This is a genomic window from Cellulomonas humilata (assembly GCF_030814415.1).
GTDB lineage: Bacteria > Actinomycetota > Actinomycetes > Actinomycetales > Cellulomonadaceae > Cellulomonas > Cellulomonas humilata_A.
In genome coordinates this window covers 1,038,133-1,053,637 of the sequence record NZ_JAUSVB010000002.1, presented here as the reverse complement: position 1 = coordinate 1,053,637, position 15,505 = coordinate 1,038,133, and the positions used below count along the sequence as shown (strand labels likewise).

The window sequence follows — 15,505 nt, the reverse complement described above, 5'->3', positions numbered from 1 at the left end:
GGGACCAACGGCCCTGGTCAGCACCCGCCACTGCGCCGACAGTGCTGAGCAGCCGGAGACCCCGCGCCGTTCAGAGTCCGGAGAGGTGGAGACCCCACATGAATCCAGAGCTGTTTCTCGTCGACTACCACAGCAGGGAGCGCGAGCTCGCCGTCGAAGCCGAGCATCGCCTCGCGTGCGCCACGCGTCCGCAGAGCACACGCCCGATGCCCCGCAAGCGGCTCCTGCGTCGTCTGCTGGCCGCGGCGACGCATTGATCCAGGCACGACACCGCGCCTCGGCCTGACGGACGCGGATCACCTTCGCGGGAGTGCACCCCGTCCTCACTGCTGAGCGACTGCGCGACCGATGACGTGGACCGGCGCCGACGCCGGCGCGCGGAACTCGATGCCGAGTGCGGCCGTCCGGGGTTGCGGACGACCGCGCCGGCGCAGGTAGCGGACTCGCTTCCGACGCCGACGCACGGTGGCCGATCTGCGTCCACGCGTTGACAAGGTTCCGAGCGCAGCGGGACCGTTGCGGGAGCGGATGTCGATGCGGACACCGCAGCGGCCGGGGGCACTGGAGGGGGCCTGATGGGCGACGGCTCCGAGCACCCGGCGATCCCGGATCCCCGGGACCCGTTCGCGCCCATGCAGGTTCAGATCACCGCGGGGACGGACGAGCGCATCTGCTTCGCGGACGCGCCGTTCCAGCTCGAGTCGTGAACGCGGCGTCGTGAACGAGCTGCGCCCGTGGGCGCTGTGGCTGTCGCTGCTTGCGGTCACGCTGAGCCTGCTGGTGTGCGTGGGCTCCTCGCTCGTCACGGACGCACCGCCGCTCGGGGAGCGACTGGAGCAGCTCCGGGCGCAGCCCGCGCCCGACGGGGTCGACGAGGACGACGTGGAGGAGCTCGAGGTCAGTCAGTTCGCCGACGCCCCGTCGGACCCTCCCGGACTGGGGATCCCCGCTCTCGCGCTGATCAGCGGGCTGCTGCTCGTCACCGTCGCGCTCGCGACGCTCCCCCTCGTCGTCGGCAACAAGGTGACCGGCATGGTGCAGGGCATCGTCAGCGTGCTGGCCGGGCTGGCCGCTCTGATCCTGGGGATCATCCTCGCGATCGTCGCCTTCGTCGCGCTGCTGCTGATGGTGGGGCTGCTGCTGTCCCCACCGTTCGGCACGCTGGCGTACCTCGCCGTCTTCGGGTTCTTCGACACCGGCACCAGCCTGGCGCTGCTGGCCCTGATCCTCTTCCTGCAGATCGCCGGAGCGGTGCTGCTGGTGGTCGCGCAACAGAGGTTCCTGCTGAGCAAGGGACTGGTGCTCCTGATCCTCACGGCGCTCCTGCTCACCGTGATCACCCTCGTCCTGCACTCCGTCGTGCCCGTGATCCTGGTGAGCATCACCGACGCGATCGCGGCGATCGTGGCCGCGCTGGTGGCGGCGATCTGGGGGATCGCGGTGCTCATCGGTGGGATCATCTCGATCGTCAAGCTGATCCTCGCCCTGCGCCAGGCCGGCGGGCGGCAGGACGAGCGCGAGGCGTGAGCGTCAGCCGCTCGGCTCCCCCACGGTGAACCGGCACAGCGCCCCGAACGGTGCGCAGGTCAGGGACAGGACGGTGTCCTTGTCGTACACGTTGAGCTCGGCCGGGTCCGCACACGTGAGGTCGTCGCTCTCCAGCGTGCCGGCCGGGAACTCGGCCCCTTCCACCGTCGCGAGCGCACCCTCGCCGTTCTCGCTGGCGCACAGGGTGAACGAGCTGTTGTCCGGCAGCGCGATCCGGCACGTCGAGCCGGACGCGACGGCGAAGGTGCGCGTCTCGAGGTCCTCGCACCCCGGCCGCGTGCTCGCCAGCTCCTCGAACGTCACGGCGTCCTGCGACCGCAGCCACCCCAGGCCCGACTTCACCCCGCCGCGGCCGGAGTCCGGAGGGCCGGCGGAGGGCCGGACCGCGCCGAAGAAGATGAGCAGCACCACCACGACGACGATCGCGAGCAGCACCAGGACCGCGGTCTTGATGCTCACCCGTCACCCTCCGGCGCCTTGTCGCGGTACACGATCTCGGCCACCACGTGCGCGGGCTTCTCCTCGTGCACGATCCGTTCGACGAGCTCCCGGTGGACCGCAGCCTGCGCCGGGAGGGTCACTCGGACCCGGAACGGCATCGGTAGGTCGTCCTCGTCGAGCACCTGGTCGTCCACCTCGACGCCGGGAACGCCCAGCGCGAGGGTGAGGGCGGTGCGCAGGCCGAGCGCCGTTCCCCGGCGCCGGGCGAGCTCTGCCGACACGGCGACGAGGACGCGCAGGCGACCCTGGCCCGTGTCGAGCTCGCTGTCCTCGCTGTCGAGCCATCGCACGAGGTCGACCCAGCGCGCCAGGTACGCCACGAACCTGTCCGGTGTGAGGTAGGGGTCGAACACGTCGGGGAACCGGTCCAGCACGGCCTCGACCGGTGCGTGCTGGGCGTCCATGACGTGGAGGAGCCCCTGCAGCGGGGAGCTGGTGGCCAGGGCTCGCCGGTACACCTCGGGAAGCAGCAGGGCGATGCGGTCGGCGTCCACGGGGCCTCACCGCTGGGGGGCGTCGTAGGTGACATCGAGGTCGTGCGCGCCACCCACGAACAGCCAGGTCGGTGGGAGGGTGACCCGCTCGGAGTACACGGGGCTCGACGCGAGGTGCCAGGTGCTCCCGTCGGTGCTGCGGAAGAGTCCGGCCCGGCCCCCGGCCATGGCGATCGGGGCAGCGTCCACGGCGACGGTCGCCACGGGCTCGAAACCACCGCCCTCTCGCGGCGGGAGACCGGAGTCGATGGCCGGGGCGCGCCACACGGCGTCGGGACCCGGCCGGCTCACCGTGACGCCCTTGCGGGCCGTGGCGGCGACGACCGTCTCCCCCATGAGAGCGATGTCCAGGCACGCGCCCCCCTGCCATCCGGTGCCGACCTGGACCCAGCCCTGCGAGTCCGGCTCCGTGCCGCGCAGCTCGAGGCGGTGGACGCCGGCTCCCTCGTCGTCGCCGGTCGCGTACGCACCGGCGTACACGAAGGTGCGGTTGTCCGTCATCAGCCCACGCAGGAGACGGACGTCGACGCCGGTCAGCCCGGTGGGTATGAACGTGCCGGGCTGCCCGCCCAGGAAGGAGATTCGGACGCCACCGAACTCCTGCAGCGCGACGGCGACCCGAAGTGCGCCGCCGTCGGTGCTGGGGACGCACGCGACGCCGTAGCACGCCTGCGACGGGTCGGTCGCGACCACGAGGATCCGTTCCGACGGCGCCCCGGGGCGCAGTCCTTGGCGGTACAGGCCCTCGTCCGTCGCCAGGAACGCGTACGGCACCTCCTCGACCATGCCGAGCGCGACACCCTCGACGTGGAACTCGAACGCGCCGAACAGGGACCACCGGTCGCCGTTCTCCAGCGACGCGTGGACGACGCTGGCTTCGGTGTCGCCCACGCGGGTGGTCGCGACCACGAGCCCGGGACGGCCGGGGAGCACGGAGAGCCGCTCGACCCGCTCCCCCGGGAAGGCGGCGACCGGCTCCCACCCCTCGCCGTTGTTGACCGACCGGTACACCTGCTCACCGCTCGCGCAGAACCACGTCGCCGGTTGGTGCGCGTCCCGGACGATCGCCGAGACGTCGCCGGGGATCTCCTCGACGACGAGCCGCACGTCGCTGACGTACCGGACGCCGCGCTCGGACTGCAGGACCTCGTACATGGTGGCCACCCGCAGCTCTTCCCCGAACGGCCAGCCGCGATGGCCATCGTCGACGGGGACGGGCGAGAGCGCCCGCCGCAGCCGGTCCGACAGCCGCGCTGCGACCGCGACACGGTCCTCGGTACGGTGCACGACGACGTTGGCGGTGACCCGCACCGGCTTGAGACCGGCCCAGCCCACCCGCACCTGCGTCCCCATGGGCTGACGTTCCACGAGCGCGGCACGGACGCGTTCCACGGGCTGGTCGGTCATGAGCGCCCGGAAGTCGTCCGGGCCGGCGCTCGTGACCTCGCCGGGGTCCAGCTGCGGGACCAGGAGCACCTCCACCTCGCCGGGCGTCGCACCGAGCCACAGCTCCGCGCGGGTGACGGCCTTGGCGCGGGAGACCCCACCGCTCGAGGCGACGGCGACCTGCTCGTAGTCGCGAGCGGTGACGACGCGGTCCAGGGCGTGCATCACCTGCGGACCGCGGACCATGGCGTTCGCGAGCGTCTCGCCGTCGCGTCCGCCGGTCGCCGCCTCGCGGTTGGTGACCTGCACGCCGCCGACCGGGTCCTTGAGCGTCGTGAGGGTCCCCGCGGCCGCGTTCCCCGACGCACCGCCACCGACCCGGTACCAGACCCGGATCTCCCGGCCGGCCGTCGGGACGGCCGCCAGTGTCTCCGGGGCGTCGGTGAGCCCACCGGCCGGCACCGCGATCCGGGCCGCCGGCGCGAACGTCACCGTCCCCGACGACCGGTCGACGACGTACACGTGGTCGTCCTCGTCCTCGCCGCGGACGGAACCGAAGTGGTTGACCTCGGTCCAGACGCGGAACGTCAGTGCCCCGACCCGGCGTGCGGGTGTGCGCGCGTCGATCTCCTCCGCCGTGGCCTCGACCGCCACCACGAGGTCGAAGTCGTCACCGGTGGGCAACGTGATCGGGGGCCGCGCCACCCGCACCACCTGGCCCGGCGCACCGGTCCCGTGACCGACCAGCTCCCCCGCGACCGCCTCGCCGTGGTTGGCCAGGACGTCGACCTCACGCTCCCCGGGGCGCAGGACGGCGTCGTCGGCGGTCACGAACACCGGCCCGCCGGACCCACCGCGCGGGGCGGTGACGCGGGTGCCGCGCGGGATCGTCGTCTCGGTGGTCACCGGCGTCGCGGACGAGAACGTCAGCACCACGGAGGCCGACGCCGGAGGTTCCAGACGCACGCCGATGAGGTTGAGGAACTGTACGTAGGCCTTCTCCGGCGCGCGGTTGACCCGGTAGACGAGCGTGTCGGTGAGGTACGCGAACGCCTCCAGCAGGGTCGCTCCGGGGTCCCCCGGCGACAGGTCGGTCCACTCGGGGCTGCGCGCCCGGATCACTGCGCGCGCCTCGGCGAGCAGGGCGGCGAAGTCCCGGTCGTCGAGGTTCGGCACCGGCAGCGACATGTCAGGCCCCCTCGGAGAGCGGGACGGAGACCTCGATGGTGTCCGTCGGCCCGCCGGCCCGCGGACGGTACTCGAGCACGACGTCCAGCACGTCCGGCCGCTGCGGTGCCGGTCCCGCGTCCACCGAGATCACGACGGCGCGCGGCTCGAACCGCTCGACCGCGCGGCGCACGTAGTGGATGGCCAGCCCGGCGGTCGTGTCGTCGTTGGAGGAGAAGATGAGCGTGGCCAGCGCGCACCCGTAGTCCGGGCGCATCACGCGCTCTCCGGGTCGGGTGGAGAGCAGGAGGAGGAGCGACTGCCGGATCGCGTCGGCGTCGTGCACCCGGTCGAGGCGACCGGTCGCGTCGACCGTGAGGCCGGGCCGCTCACTGTCGACGTCGGGATGCCCGAAGCGCCATCCCGTCCACCGGCTGCGTCCCGCCTGACCGCCGGCACGGCCGAGGCCCACCGCCGGGGTGCTCACGGGCCCTCCGCAACGAGCGTCTGACCCGGGTCCGCGACCTTGTAGTTGACCCCCATCGCCGGTGTGCCGTCGGTCAGGCCGACGAGGTCGGCCCGGATGACGGGCTTGCCGTCGACGAACACGAACAGCGACTTGCCCTGCGTGATCCGCAGGGTGGACGTGCACGGCTTGGTCGTGGCGCTGATGTTGGTGCACCCGCCGATCGAGCGGCCCACCGGGTCCTCCCCGACGACGACCCGCTGCCCCTCGACGTAGACGAGATGCTGCGAGGACGACATCGAGACCTTGCCGCCGGGATGGTCGCAGCGCACGTCGGCTCTCGGCACGAGCCAGGGACGCAGAGATGCCATGTCAGCCTCGCTCCAGGTTGATCCGGTTGGCGCGCAGGGTGATGGTCTTGCCGGGCGCCTCGAGGACGAGGTTGCCGACGGAGGTCAGGTGGACGCCGTTCTCGTCGAGGTCGAGCTGGCTCCCGGCGGCGTTCCCGAGCCGGACGAGGTCGGTGGCGCCGCTCAGCCGCACGACCTGCCCTCCAGGCAGCTGGAGCGCGTAGGCCCCGACGGACCCGTCCGACACGCCCGCGGCAGGTTCGGAGCCTGCGCTCGACCGCACGCCGCCCAGCACGACGCCGCGACCCGGGTCGGCGACGTCGTGCGCGACCAGCACGTGGTCGCCGACGTCGGGCTGCACGGTGAGGCCCTTGCTCTCCCCGGCGCCGAGAGACAGGACGGGGAGCCAGTCGGACTCCAACCCGTCGTAGGCGCTCAGCGCGACCCGGACGCGTCCGCGCTCGTCGGGGTCGTCGACGCGGAGCACCTCGGCCGGCGTCGTCCACGACCGACCGACCGTGTCCGGGCGGCCTGCGCCGAGGCGCAGGTGCGGGGGCGGTGCCGTGGACACCGTGCACGTGTACCCGCCGACGGTCTCGATGACGTGGTCCGCCGTCAGCACGACGTAGTCCCCGGCGGCCTGCGCGGCGACGCCGTCGACGGTCACGGTGACGCCGGGTATCAGGTGGACGTCACCCCGGACGACGGCGCGGAGGCTGCGCGACCGCCCGGCGTCCTGCGCGGTCAGGGCGCCGGCGTGCGCGGCCACGTGGTCCGCCCCGGCCGTGGACGTCCCCCCGCGCACGCCCCCGGACGACGCGACGGACCCGACGGCGTCGAGGTCGACCTCGGAGGTCTGGTTCGTCTCGTCGGCGACCTCCCCGGTGACCGGGTCCCAGCCGGTCACCCGCCAGCTGTCGTGCACGCCGATCGCGCTCAGCGTGACCTCCGCCTCGAGGAGGTTCTCACCCCTGGTCAGCTCGACGGCGGGGCCGGCGTCGGGTGCGCCTTCCCCGGCCGCGAAGATCCGGACCTCGTCGCCGTCGGGATCGACCTGCCACCACAGCCCGGCCCGCGCGCACAGGTCGGTCACCAGGTCGAGCGTGGAGCGTCCGTCCTGCACCACCTGCGGCCAGCGGGGACCGTCGTCCGCCGCGTCGACGCCGAGGTCGATCTCGCCCGCGACCTCTTCGACGAGTCCGGCGACGGTCACGTCGACGAACACGCGCAGCTGGGAGTCCTGCCGCCACCGGTGCGCCCGGTCCTGGGCGCGGACGACCAGGGTGGCCGACCCGTCCGACCGGTAGCAGTGCTCGAGGGTCACCACCTCGCCGTGGAAGAGCGTGTCCGGCCACGCGTCGAGCGACAGCACCACCTCCGCGCCCACCTCGACGCCGTCCAGGACGCTGTCGAGCTCGCCGTCCCGCGTCCCGACGAACTCGAGGCTGCACGCCGCCGGGGAGCTGACCTCGCGGCGCACCCGGACCGTCTGCAGGAGCCGCGCCGTGTCGTCCGCCAGGACCGAACCGCCCAGCCGCAGCTCCACCCGCGGCACCACGACCGGGCCGGCGTCCACCGTCACGGCGCTCATGGCACGGCCGCCGGGGGCGGCAGGCTCTCGGGCGGCGCAGGGACCGCCAGCTCGGTGCCGGCGGGAGGCCAGATGACGTCCAGCAGGTCGTTCAGGTCGGCGAAGGAGCGCCACAGCCACGGCCGGTTGCCCGAGCGTTCGGCGGCGATCTGCGGGAGCGTCTGACCACCGGCGGCCGATCCGTCTGCAGCCGGTCCGCCCGCGCCGAGGACGAGGTGGGTGCCCACCGGCGGCTGCGACCGCACGAGGTCGGCATCGGGCACCGCCCCCGACAGCTCCGTCGGGTCCTCCAGTGCCGCGCCCGGCGGCTCGTTGACCCGCACGAGGCGCATCCGCACCCACGACCGTCCCGGGACACCGCTCTGGTCGAACCGTTCGAGCCGCTCGGCCAGCGACTCCACGACGGCCAGCACGTTCCACGCCTTGCCCCACACGAACCGGACGTGCGGCACCGACCGGCCCTCCGAGGCGGTGTTCTCCGCGAGGTTCCAGAGCGGTCGCGTGAGGTGCCGGACGTCGAGAGGTACCCGCGCCGGGGTGACGGGAGCGACGTCGGTGGCCCCCTCGGACTCCGGCGCCGGGGCGGGAGGCGCGAGCGCCGGCGCAGCTGCCGCCTCGGTGAGCTGGACGTCGAACAGCAGGTCCACGTCGATCTCGGTGCGTCCGCCGCCGGTGTGCAGCAGCGGCGTGTCGGTCACCGTGCGCCCGGACACACCGCCCGACCCGGACGTCAGCGGTCGCAGGCCGGCGACCCGCCGCTGTACCACCCGCTCCGGGTTGAGCAGGCACGGGATCCGCTCGCCCGTCTCCTCGACGATGAACGCGACGCGCTCCATCAGCGCCGCCTCTGCTCAGCGACGAGCGCGTCAGCGGCACCCGCCGCCTCGCCGTCGGTCGAGGCGTGCGCGACGCCGGACCAGGCCAGGGAGGCGGACGGCGAGCGGTCGTCGAGCGGATGCCGGCTCGGCAGGTCGGGCAGGTCGGGCCATCGCAGGTCTGCGCCGGCCGGAGCCGGGGCACGGCCGACGGCCGGGACGTCGACCGACGCCCGCGACGCAGGGCGGTGGTCGCGTGACGGCGCGGCCGGCAGGGGTGGCCAAGGGCTGACGGTCGGGCGGGCGACGATGTCGTCGCGCGGGCTCCGCGGGCTCGAGGCGACCGAGGTGCCGATCACTGCTCGCGGCCGCGGCGCCTCAGCTCCGGGCGGGGCCGGCGGTGGGCCGGCCGAAACGGTAGGCGGGAGCGCGGGGCGGCCGGGTTCGGGGTCGGGCGACCACGCGGTCGGCCCGGGTGGCGCGACCGGTAGCGGGTGGTCCCCCGCTCCGGGAACCGGGCGGCGCGGGTCGGGCTCGGCGCGCCGTCCTGCGGGAACCTCCGACCCGGAGCGCGCGCCAGCGGCAGGCCGTGCAGGGGATCCTGCCGGTCCGTGGACAGTGACGGCCCACGTCCGTGCGGCCGCCTCGCTGGAACGGCCTACGGACTCCCGCGCCGCGGGAGCGGTCTCCGGCGCCGCGGGAGCGGTCTCCGGCGCTCCACGGCGCGCCTGGGTACCGGACAGGTCGTGCGCGGACCGCCGCGGGTGCACCGAGACCCGTGGCGTCGTGGTGGTCGACGTCGTCGGCCGCGGGGCCTCCGCCGGGCCGGTCTCCCCCGGCTCGGGTGCAGCATCGGGGCTCCGGCTCGGGTCGCTGGGACGACCGCGCGCACCATGGCGCGAACCGGTGGCGGCGTCCGGTCGCGGGTCGCTGCCAGCCCCGTCGGCGTCGGCGCCCGGGTGCTCGTCCGGTACCAGCATCGGTGCTTCCGGGACCTCACCCCCGAGTCGGACGTCGATGTCGAACCACTGCGGGTCGCCACCCTCGACGTACTCGACCCACTCCTGCGGCGGTCCGAGGTCGGTGAAGGGGTACGGGCTCGACGGGACGTCGACGGAGGCCGCGGGCGTGCTCGGCTCGACCACCTCGTCCTGCTTCGACGCCCACCTCCAGACCGGGGCGAGGACAGCAAGGACCCACCCGCGGACCTTCGCGGTGCCCCCGCCCTGCTGTCGTCTCGAGGGCACAGCCGTCACGCGCCCCGGGCGAGGGTCTCGTACGAGAGCACAATCTCCTCGATGGCGACCTCTCGGGCCGTCGCCCGCAGCGTCGCCCCTTTCCAGCGGACGGGCAGCGCGTCGCGGAGGTTCCACTGGATCACCGGCTGGGTGCCCTGCGCGTCGAGCAGCACGATCGTGACGTTGCGCCGCTTGATCTCGCCGCGCACGGTCTCCTCGAACCACTTCCACAGCTCGTCGCGGTTGGTCAGCCCGTACCGCAGCGACACATCGCCGTACCGGGTGATCGTCGGCACCTTGTGCACCACCTGGGACTGACCGGCCTCCCGGTACTCGTCGACGTCGATCGTGATGTCGAGCCCGGAGCACTCGATGAAGTGCCCCTCCGTCACGCCTTGGATCATGAGCTTGAAGTTGTGGGCGCGGAACGGGTCCGTCCACGTCGCGGTCCCGCTCGCGGCCGCCGCGGGCGTCGTTCCTTCCGTCGTCTGGCTCACCGCTGACCCTCCTGCTCGACGCTCGCGCCACCCTGGTACTGGCTGACCTTGAAGACGATGAACTCCGCCGGCTTGACCGGCGCGAGCCCGACGTACGTGGTGACGACACCGGCGTCGATCTCGGACCGCGGGTTGGTCTCGTCGTCGCACTTGACGAAGAAGGCCTCGGCGGGCGTGCGGCCCATCAGGGCTCCCTGCCGGTAGAGCCGCTCGAGGAACGAGCCGACGTCACGCCGGATCATGTTCCAGAGGATGGGGTCGTTGTTCTGGAAGGGGATCCAGTTCATGCCCTGCATGATCGACTCCTCGACCATGGCGAACAGCCGCCGCACGTTCAGGTACCGCCACTCGCTGCTGCTGCCGGCGAGGGTGCGTGCGCCCCAGACCTTGATGCCTTCGGTCGAGAAGAAGCGGATCCCGTTCACCCCGGCGGTGTTCAGCTCGCCCTGCTCCGCCGAGGTGAGGCGGTACGTCAGGTCGACGGCCCCGCGGATCGGCTCGTTCGCCGGGGCCTTGTGCACCCCGTGGGTCGCGTCCGTGCGTGCCCAGACACCGGCCAGGTGACCCGACGGCGGCGCCTCGACGATCCTGCCGGTGGCGGGGTCCACGACCCGGATCCACGGGTAGTAGTAGGCGCCCCAGCTGGACTGGCGCGGCGCCACGCCGGGCGCCTGGGCGGCACGGGGACTGCCGGAGCGTCCTTTGCCGGCCTTCGCCTCGGACGCCCCGTCCGCGGCGGCGTCCGCGTCCGACGGCGTCGCGTCGGGACCCGCGTCCGGGGGTGCCGTGCCCACCCGCGTCAGCTGGGAGATGTCCTCGATCTCCAGCGGTGCGTCCAGGATCGCGACGCGGTCCTTCTGGTTCTCGCAGTGCTGCAGGAGCGCCTCGTAAGACGCCGCATCGGTGTATCCCGGTGCGGCGACGATCGCCACCTCGTCGACCTCCTCCAGCACCGAGATCCCCGGTCGGCGCGTCGTGCCGGTGAGCGTCCCCCCCTCGCCGACGTTGAGCACGAAGCAGCGCTGGCCGCCGTTGCCGAAGAACCCGGCGACTGCCAGGGTCAGCGGGGTGCTGGGGCCCTCGCTGGGGAACAGCCGCAGGTACTGCAGCCAGTTGTTCACGGCCACCGGCTCACCGACCGGCGCGTCGGGCGTACCGACGAAACCGACGAACGCCGGGGTGCTCGTCCCGACGGCCTCGATCGGTCGAGCGCCGCTCGGGACTTCTTCGACGTAGACGCCTGGCGTCAAGGGAAGCGGCACGGTGGACCTCCAGGGGTGGGGCAGGACAGCGGCGGACGGTCAGGGCACGAGGCCCGGGAGCGTAAGGTCACCGAGCGCGCCGTCAGGGGCGGGCTCCAGACTCAGGACCGTCGACACCCCGCGGGCGGCGACGCGGACACGCAGGCCGAGGTCGGCGACGACGCCCGCCCGGAGAGCGAATCGGCCTCGGCGGTCGGTCGTGACGTCGGGGCCGGTCGGCAGGATCGTGACGACAGCCGAGGAGACGGGCGAGCCGTCGTCCGTCACCACCCGGCCGGAGAGCTGGAGGAGAGGCATGTTCTCCAGCCGGATCCGGCGGACGCGCGGCGCCTCGGGGCGGTGCAGCAGGCGGCGCACCGGGACGCGCACCAGGAGCCCCGGCCGGGCGGACAGGGCGAGGGAGCGCCACAGCCACGGCTGCGGTCCCTCCGGGTCGACGTCCCAGCCTCCGTCCGCCATCCCGGACAGCGCGAGGTCGGTCAGGGAGGCCGCACGGTCCTCCGCGTCACCCCCGACCACGGCCACCAGCACCGTCACCAGCACGTCAACGGTGCTGACGGTGCGCGTCGCCGGTCCGGCGCCCGTGAGCGGTATGAGGGCGACCGGCTGCACGAGGACCTCCAGCGTCTCGCCCGCGGCCGAGGCGTCGTGCAGCACCGGCAGACCGCTCAGGGACGTGACCTGTTCCCGCAGCGCGTCCAGCGCCGCCGTCCACTCGCCGCCGACGTCCTCGGCGGCGACGTCACGGGTTGCCGCTGGCATATGCCCAGAGCTCGAACGGGGTGGCGTAGTAGATCCACCCGAAGAAGCCCTGCACCGCGGACTTCGCCGGCGGACGCAGGTACCAGGTGTCACGTCGGTGCGCGGCCTTGAGCAGGGCGCCCAGCGGCGCGAACAGGATGGCCAGGAGTGCCGTGACCACGTAGAAGACCGCGAACAGCGGCAGGTACGTCGGACCGAAGGCGCGGGACTGCAGCAGGTGCATCCGCTCGTGCTGGCCCGCACCGCCGAGGTTGACGATCCCGACGGTCTGCAGCACGTCCGTGCCGAAGCCGGACGTGCTCCGGGGCATGTAGACGATCCAGGTCCGGCCGGCGCTGTCCGCCCGGGACGGTCGGCCGACGAAGGGGTAGATCAGGTTGCCGACGATCCCGCCGAAGACGGTGTTCAGCAGGCTCCAGGTGTGGTCGACCACGAGGATCAGCCAGTGACCGACCCGTCCGAGGTCGTAGCTCGCCAGGATCCCGGCGATGAGCGCCTGCACCGCGACGACCACGAGCACCACGAGCAGGACCGCCGGCTCCGCGAGGAACGGGAGCGCGAGGCCCAGCGCCCACATCGTGAACCACGTCGTGGCGGCGGCCACGACGATGGTTCCGAGCGTGCGCAGGACCGCCATCTCGAGTCCTCAGGGATTCTGGAGATCTAACGGCATCTTGAAGTTCTCGATCACCACGTCGTCCAGGTCGAGGAAGACGCCGTCGGGGAACGGGAACGGGAACCCGAACCCGCACTCGAACCACGGCCGTGGCCGACCCGTCGAGATGCGGACCGACGACCCGACGGCGACCTCGCCCGTCGAGGGGTCCTGGATCTCCACGAGCGGGTCGCACTGGTCGGACTGACCCACCTCCTCGAGCGTCACGGTCAGACCGAGAACGCCCAGCTCCTGGAACGCGTTGCTCCGCGGTTCACCGACGAAGCTTCGCAGGGTGACCGTCGGGATCGGAGGGGGCCCGACGACGCCCGTCAGGTCGCTGAACTGGTCCGTGACGTCCGGGGCCTCCTCGTCGCCGCTGAGCGCGCTCTCCTTGACCCGGATCCGCTGTCCCTCGAGGTCGGCCCCGACCGTGAGGGTCTCGCCGATCGCGGTGGCGCCGCCGGAGGTCACGTCGGTGCAGCCTTCGGGGTCGTCGTCCGCCGCGGACCCCGGGCACGTCTGCCAGACGTGCACGAGCGGCACGTCGTCCGCCGACCACGTGCCGGGGGTGACGGTCAGCACCTCGCCCACGGTGGCCTCCCCCACGATCTGCGGAGGGGTCAGAGGCTCGGGGCCGGTGTCCCGGATGACGAACCACCAGATGGCGAGCGCGCCGAGGATGAGCACCAGCACGGCGCCGATGATCGCGAACAGCAGCCATCGGGGGAACGGCTTCTTCACCTCCGGCGGCTCCGGGATCGTGAACGCGACCGCCTGACCCTGCGCGACGAGCTCCGGTCGGTCCTCCGGCGAGACGTCGAGCCGTAGCGCGTGCAGACCCACCGGCGTGTCCATCGGCACGGTCACCAGCACGTCCGCGGTGAGTGTCGCGGCGTTGCCGAGCGGACGCTCGATGTCGCCGACGACGGCCAGCCAGCTCTGCTCTGCTCCCGCCATCGCCTGAGGCAGGAGCCGCACGCGCACCGGCCGGCCCGAGGTGTTGAGGACCGAGAACGACGCGGTCCCCGTTCGTGTTGCTCGCGCGATCTCGACCGACGTCGGGCCCGTCACGGAGAACGGGGCCGGTGTGGTCGTGATCGGCTCATCGGGACCGAAGTCCCCGTCCAGAGGTTCCCCCACGAGAGCCACCTTAGTGACGCACGTCACAGTGCGCTATCACATTCCTGAACCGGTCTACGAGCGCTTGGTCAGATCGTCCGTGCAGCTTGAGGAAAGCATGTTCAGCTTGAGTCCGTCCGAGCTCACGTCAAACGTGAGCAACGTTCCTTGGTCTTCCTCGGTCAAGTAGCATTCTTTCTCGCCATCATTCTCCCAGACGCCTTTTTCCCGCCCTTCGAGCACCTCGACGCGAACGTGCCAGTAGTCGAAAGCCGTGAAGAGCCCCGTCTGATAGTGAACGGTCAACGGGGGGCCGGCCGCACCGGTCGCCAGTGCGGCCCAGGTCTTCTCCTCCGGCACGGCGTCGCCGTGCCGGTGCGTGAGAGTGATGTTCGCCGGAGCGTCGAAGTGATTGGTGACGGTCACGGTGGTCGTTCGGTTGTCTGCCACTGCAGCCCCCTGGGCACCCTGCCGACCGCAGTCTCCGCGGCCGCCCCCTCCGCACAAGCGCCTCACGCACAGGTCCGGGATTTCAGGACGGAGCCCGTCGAGCGCGAGGAGATGGCGAGCCGGTCCACATCGACCGCACCGCCGTTCTGCACCTTTTGTCCGCTCCTGTTCTACGCCTCCATCGACGCCCCGGTCAACGATCCGGTCTCACGGCGCCGAGACCTCGGTGCACCTGGCGAACGTTGACGCAGGGCGGGGGCTGCGGTAGTCCTGGCTCATGGGTATCGGCGACACGGTCGACGGGCATCCCCTCCTGAGGGCAGAGGCGGACACGGCGCTCGCCGAGCTCGCCCGGTCGGAGCAGCGGCCGTACTACGACGCCGACGCGGACCGCGCCGCGTCCGCCGCGTACTACGGCGACGTGCCGCCCGAGCAGCTGGGTGACCTGGTCCGCCGGACGCACGCGCGCACCCCCACCTACAAGCCGGCGCGGGAGGTCTACCCGTGGGTGGACCTGCAGCCGGACCGCAAGATCCGAAGCATCTACACCGGGCACGTGTGGGAACCGGCCGAGCTGATCCGCGCGGACCTCGCGGTCGCGGAGGCCCGGGCGGACGTCCTGAAGGTCCGACTGAGCATCGATCCCCTGAAGGCCACCGCCCGGGCGGAGGTTGCCGCCGCCCTGGAGGCACAGGTCGAGGCGGCACTCCCCTACAACTGCGAGCACGTCGTCCCGCAGAGCTGGTTCGGCAAGAAGGAGCCGATGCGCGGCGACCTGCACCACCTCTTCGCGTGCGAGTCCCGGTGCAACAGCTTCCGGAACAACACCCCATACATGGAGTTCGCCGACTATCCCGCCGCCCCGAGCGGCGGACCTGCCATCACCGTGGTGCGCGCGGACTGCGGGAAGTCCGAGCGGAACGGGTTCGAGCCCTCGCAGGGCCGAGGCCCCGCGGCCCGGGCGGTCTTCTACTTCCTCCTGCGGTACCCGGGCCTCGTGCAGGACGCGGAGATGCCACCGGAGCGACGCGCGATGGTGCTCGCGTGGCACGAGAACGACCCGGTGACCGAGTGGGAGCGGCACAGGAACGCCGCGATCCACGAACGCCAGGGCAACCGCAACCCCTTCATCGACCGCCCCGAGCTGGCGGCGAGCCTGCTGCCCACCCTGGCAACGAGCATCGCGGCCTGACGGCCCGGC

General features: G+C 72.5%; 18 protein-coding genes. 4 read left to right on the top strand and 14 right to left on the bottom strand.

All coding sequences use genetic code 11. The features are described from left to right. The first annotated feature begins 98 nt into the window (after positions 1-98). From J2X26_RS10785 to J2X26_RS10775, 3 genes are all read left to right on the top strand, one after another. A complete protein-coding gene (locus tag J2X26_RS10785) occupies positions 99-257 on the top strand; it encodes a hypothetical protein (RefSeq protein WP_307492124.1) in 159 nt (52 codons plus the stop codon). A gap of 318 nt (positions 258-575) precedes the next feature. Further along, entirely contained in the window at positions 576-707 is a 132-nt protein-coding gene (locus J2X26_RS10780) for a hypothetical protein (RefSeq protein ID WP_307492123.1), read from the top strand. Positions 708-717: 10 nt separating this feature from the next. Further along, complete coding sequence (locus J2X26_RS10775; RefSeq protein WP_307492122.1) at positions 718-1,527, top strand: hypothetical protein; 810 nt, start codon at positions 718-720, stop codon at positions 1,525-1,527. 3 nt (positions 1,528-1,530) lie between these two features. Here the strand turns inward: J2X26_RS10775 and J2X26_RS10770 are convergent, their stop codons facing one another. The 14 genes from J2X26_RS10770 to J2X26_RS10705 all read right to left on the bottom strand — a co-directional run bounded on the left by J2X26_RS10770 (position 1,531) and on the right by J2X26_RS10705 (position 14,304). Next, a complete protein-coding gene (locus J2X26_RS10770; RefSeq protein ID WP_307492120.1) occupies positions 1,531-2,007 on the bottom strand; it encodes a hypothetical protein in 477 nt (158 codons plus the stop codon). Next, complete coding sequence (locus J2X26_RS10765) at positions 2,004-2,543, bottom strand: phage tail protein (RefSeq protein WP_307492118.1); 540 nt, start codon at positions 2,541-2,543, stop codon at positions 2,004-2,006. The genes J2X26_RS10770 and J2X26_RS10765 overlap by 4 nt, the downstream gene beginning before the upstream one ends. A 6-nt stretch (positions 2,544-2,549) precedes the next feature. Further along, the gene (locus J2X26_RS10760; protein WP_307492116.1) at positions 2,550-5,117 is read right to left on the bottom strand and encodes a baseplate J/gp47 family protein; all 2,568 of its coding nucleotides are present in this window, start codon (positions 5,115-5,117) and stop codon (positions 2,550-2,552) included. 1 nt (position 5,118) lies between these two features. Beyond that, positions 5,119-5,583 (bottom strand): GPW/gp25 family protein, encoded by a 465-nt coding sequence (locus J2X26_RS10755; RefSeq protein WP_307492115.1) that lies wholly within the window; start codon positions 5,581-5,583, stop codon positions 5,119-5,121. Then, complete coding sequence (locus tag J2X26_RS10750) at positions 5,580-5,933, bottom strand: hypothetical protein (protein WP_307492113.1); 354 nt, start codon at positions 5,931-5,933, stop codon at positions 5,580-5,582. Before J2X26_RS10750 ends, J2X26_RS10755 begins: the two co-directional genes overlap by 4 nt. A 1-nt stretch (position 5,934) precedes the next feature. After that, the gene (locus tag J2X26_RS10745) at positions 5,935-7,503 is read right to left on the bottom strand and encodes a contractile injection system protein, VgrG/Pvc8 family (RefSeq protein WP_307492112.1); all 1,569 of its coding nucleotides are present in this window, start codon (positions 7,501-7,503) and stop codon (positions 5,935-5,937) included. Continuing rightward, positions 7,500-8,339 carry a CIS tube protein gene (locus tag J2X26_RS10740; protein WP_307492111.1) on the bottom strand — a complete coding sequence of 280 codons (840 nt, stop codon included), beginning with the start codon at positions 8,337-8,339 and terminating at the stop codon, positions 7,500-7,502. Before J2X26_RS10740 ends, J2X26_RS10745 begins: the two co-directional genes overlap by 4 nt. Next, positions 8,339-9,463, bottom strand: coding sequence for a hypothetical protein (locus J2X26_RS10735; protein ID WP_307492110.1), 1,125 nt, complete (start codon positions 9,461-9,463; stop codon positions 8,339-8,341). Before J2X26_RS10735 ends, J2X26_RS10740 begins: the two co-directional genes overlap by 1 nt. Before the next feature lie 107 nt (positions 9,464-9,570). Further along, complete coding sequence (locus J2X26_RS10730) at positions 9,571-10,053, bottom strand: phage tail protein (protein WP_307492108.1); 483 nt, start codon at positions 10,051-10,053, stop codon at positions 9,571-9,573. Beyond that, positions 10,050-11,315 carry a phage tail sheath family protein gene (locus tag J2X26_RS10725; protein WP_307492107.1) on the bottom strand — a complete coding sequence of 422 codons (1,266 nt, stop codon included), beginning with the start codon at positions 11,313-11,315 and terminating at the stop codon, positions 10,050-10,052. The genes J2X26_RS10730 and J2X26_RS10725 overlap by 4 nt, the downstream gene beginning before the upstream one ends. A 39-nt stretch (positions 11,316-11,354) precedes the next feature. Continuing rightward, positions 11,355-12,077 (bottom strand): carboxypeptidase-like regulatory domain-containing protein, encoded by a 723-nt coding sequence (locus J2X26_RS10720; protein WP_307492106.1) that lies wholly within the window; start codon positions 12,075-12,077, stop codon positions 11,355-11,357. Next, a complete protein-coding gene (locus tag J2X26_RS10715) occupies positions 12,058-12,714 on the bottom strand; it encodes a hypothetical protein (protein WP_307492104.1) in 657 nt (218 codons plus the stop codon). The genes J2X26_RS10720 and J2X26_RS10715 overlap by 20 nt, the downstream gene beginning before the upstream one ends. 9 nt (positions 12,715-12,723) lie before the next feature. After that, entirely contained in the window at positions 12,724-13,875 is a 1,152-nt protein-coding gene (locus tag J2X26_RS10710; RefSeq protein ID WP_307492102.1) for a hypothetical protein, read from the bottom strand. 54 nt (positions 13,876-13,929) lie between these two features. Continuing rightward, positions 13,930-14,304: a hypothetical protein gene (locus J2X26_RS10705; protein ID WP_307492101.1), complete on the bottom strand. Its 375-nt coding sequence runs from the start codon at positions 14,302-14,304 to the stop codon at positions 13,930-13,932. A 277-nt stretch (positions 14,305-14,581) separates the two neighbouring features. Here J2X26_RS10705 and J2X26_RS10700 point away from each other — a divergent pair, with 277 nt between their 5' ends. Further along, positions 14,582-15,496, top strand: coding sequence for an endonuclease I family protein (locus tag J2X26_RS10700; RefSeq protein ID WP_307492100.1), 915 nt, complete (start codon positions 14,582-14,584; stop codon positions 15,494-15,496). The last annotated feature ends 9 nt before the right edge of the window (positions 15,497-15,505 follow it).

Bases quoted from the DNA above. Each gene is read 5' to 3' on its own strand.
- J2X26_RS10745 (WP_307492112.1), bottom strand. From the start codon at position 7,503: ATGAGCGCCGTGACGGTGGACGCCGGCCCGGTCGTGGTGCCGCGGGTG.
- J2X26_RS10750 (WP_307492113.1), bottom strand. From the start codon at position 5,933: ATGGCATCTCTGCGTCCCTGGCTCGTGCCGAGAGCCGACGTGCGCTGC.
- J2X26_RS10715 (WP_307492104.1), bottom strand. From the start codon at position 12,714: ATGGCGGTCCTGCGCACGCTCGGAACCATCGTCGTGGCCGCCGCCACG.
- J2X26_RS10760 (WP_307492116.1), bottom strand. From the start codon at position 5,117: ATGTCGCTGCCGGTGCCGAACCTCGACGACCGGGACTTCGCCGCCCTG.
- J2X26_RS10720 (WP_307492106.1), bottom strand. From the start codon at position 12,077: ATGCCAGCGGCAACCCGTGACGTCGCCGCCGAGGACGTCGGCGGCGAG.
- J2X26_RS10780 (WP_307492123.1), top strand. From the start codon at position 576: ATGGGCGACGGCTCCGAGCACCCGGCGATCCCGGATCCCCGGGACCCG.
- J2X26_RS10785 (WP_307492124.1), top strand. From the start codon at position 99: ATGAATCCAGAGCTGTTTCTCGTCGACTACCACAGCAGGGAGCGCGAG.
- J2X26_RS10740 (WP_307492111.1), bottom strand. From the start codon at position 8,339: ATGGAGCGCGTCGCGTTCATCGTCGAGGAGACGGGCGAGCGGATCCCG.
- J2X26_RS10700 (WP_307492100.1), top strand. From the start codon at position 14,582: ATGGGTATCGGCGACACGGTCGACGGGCATCCCCTCCTGAGGGCAGAG.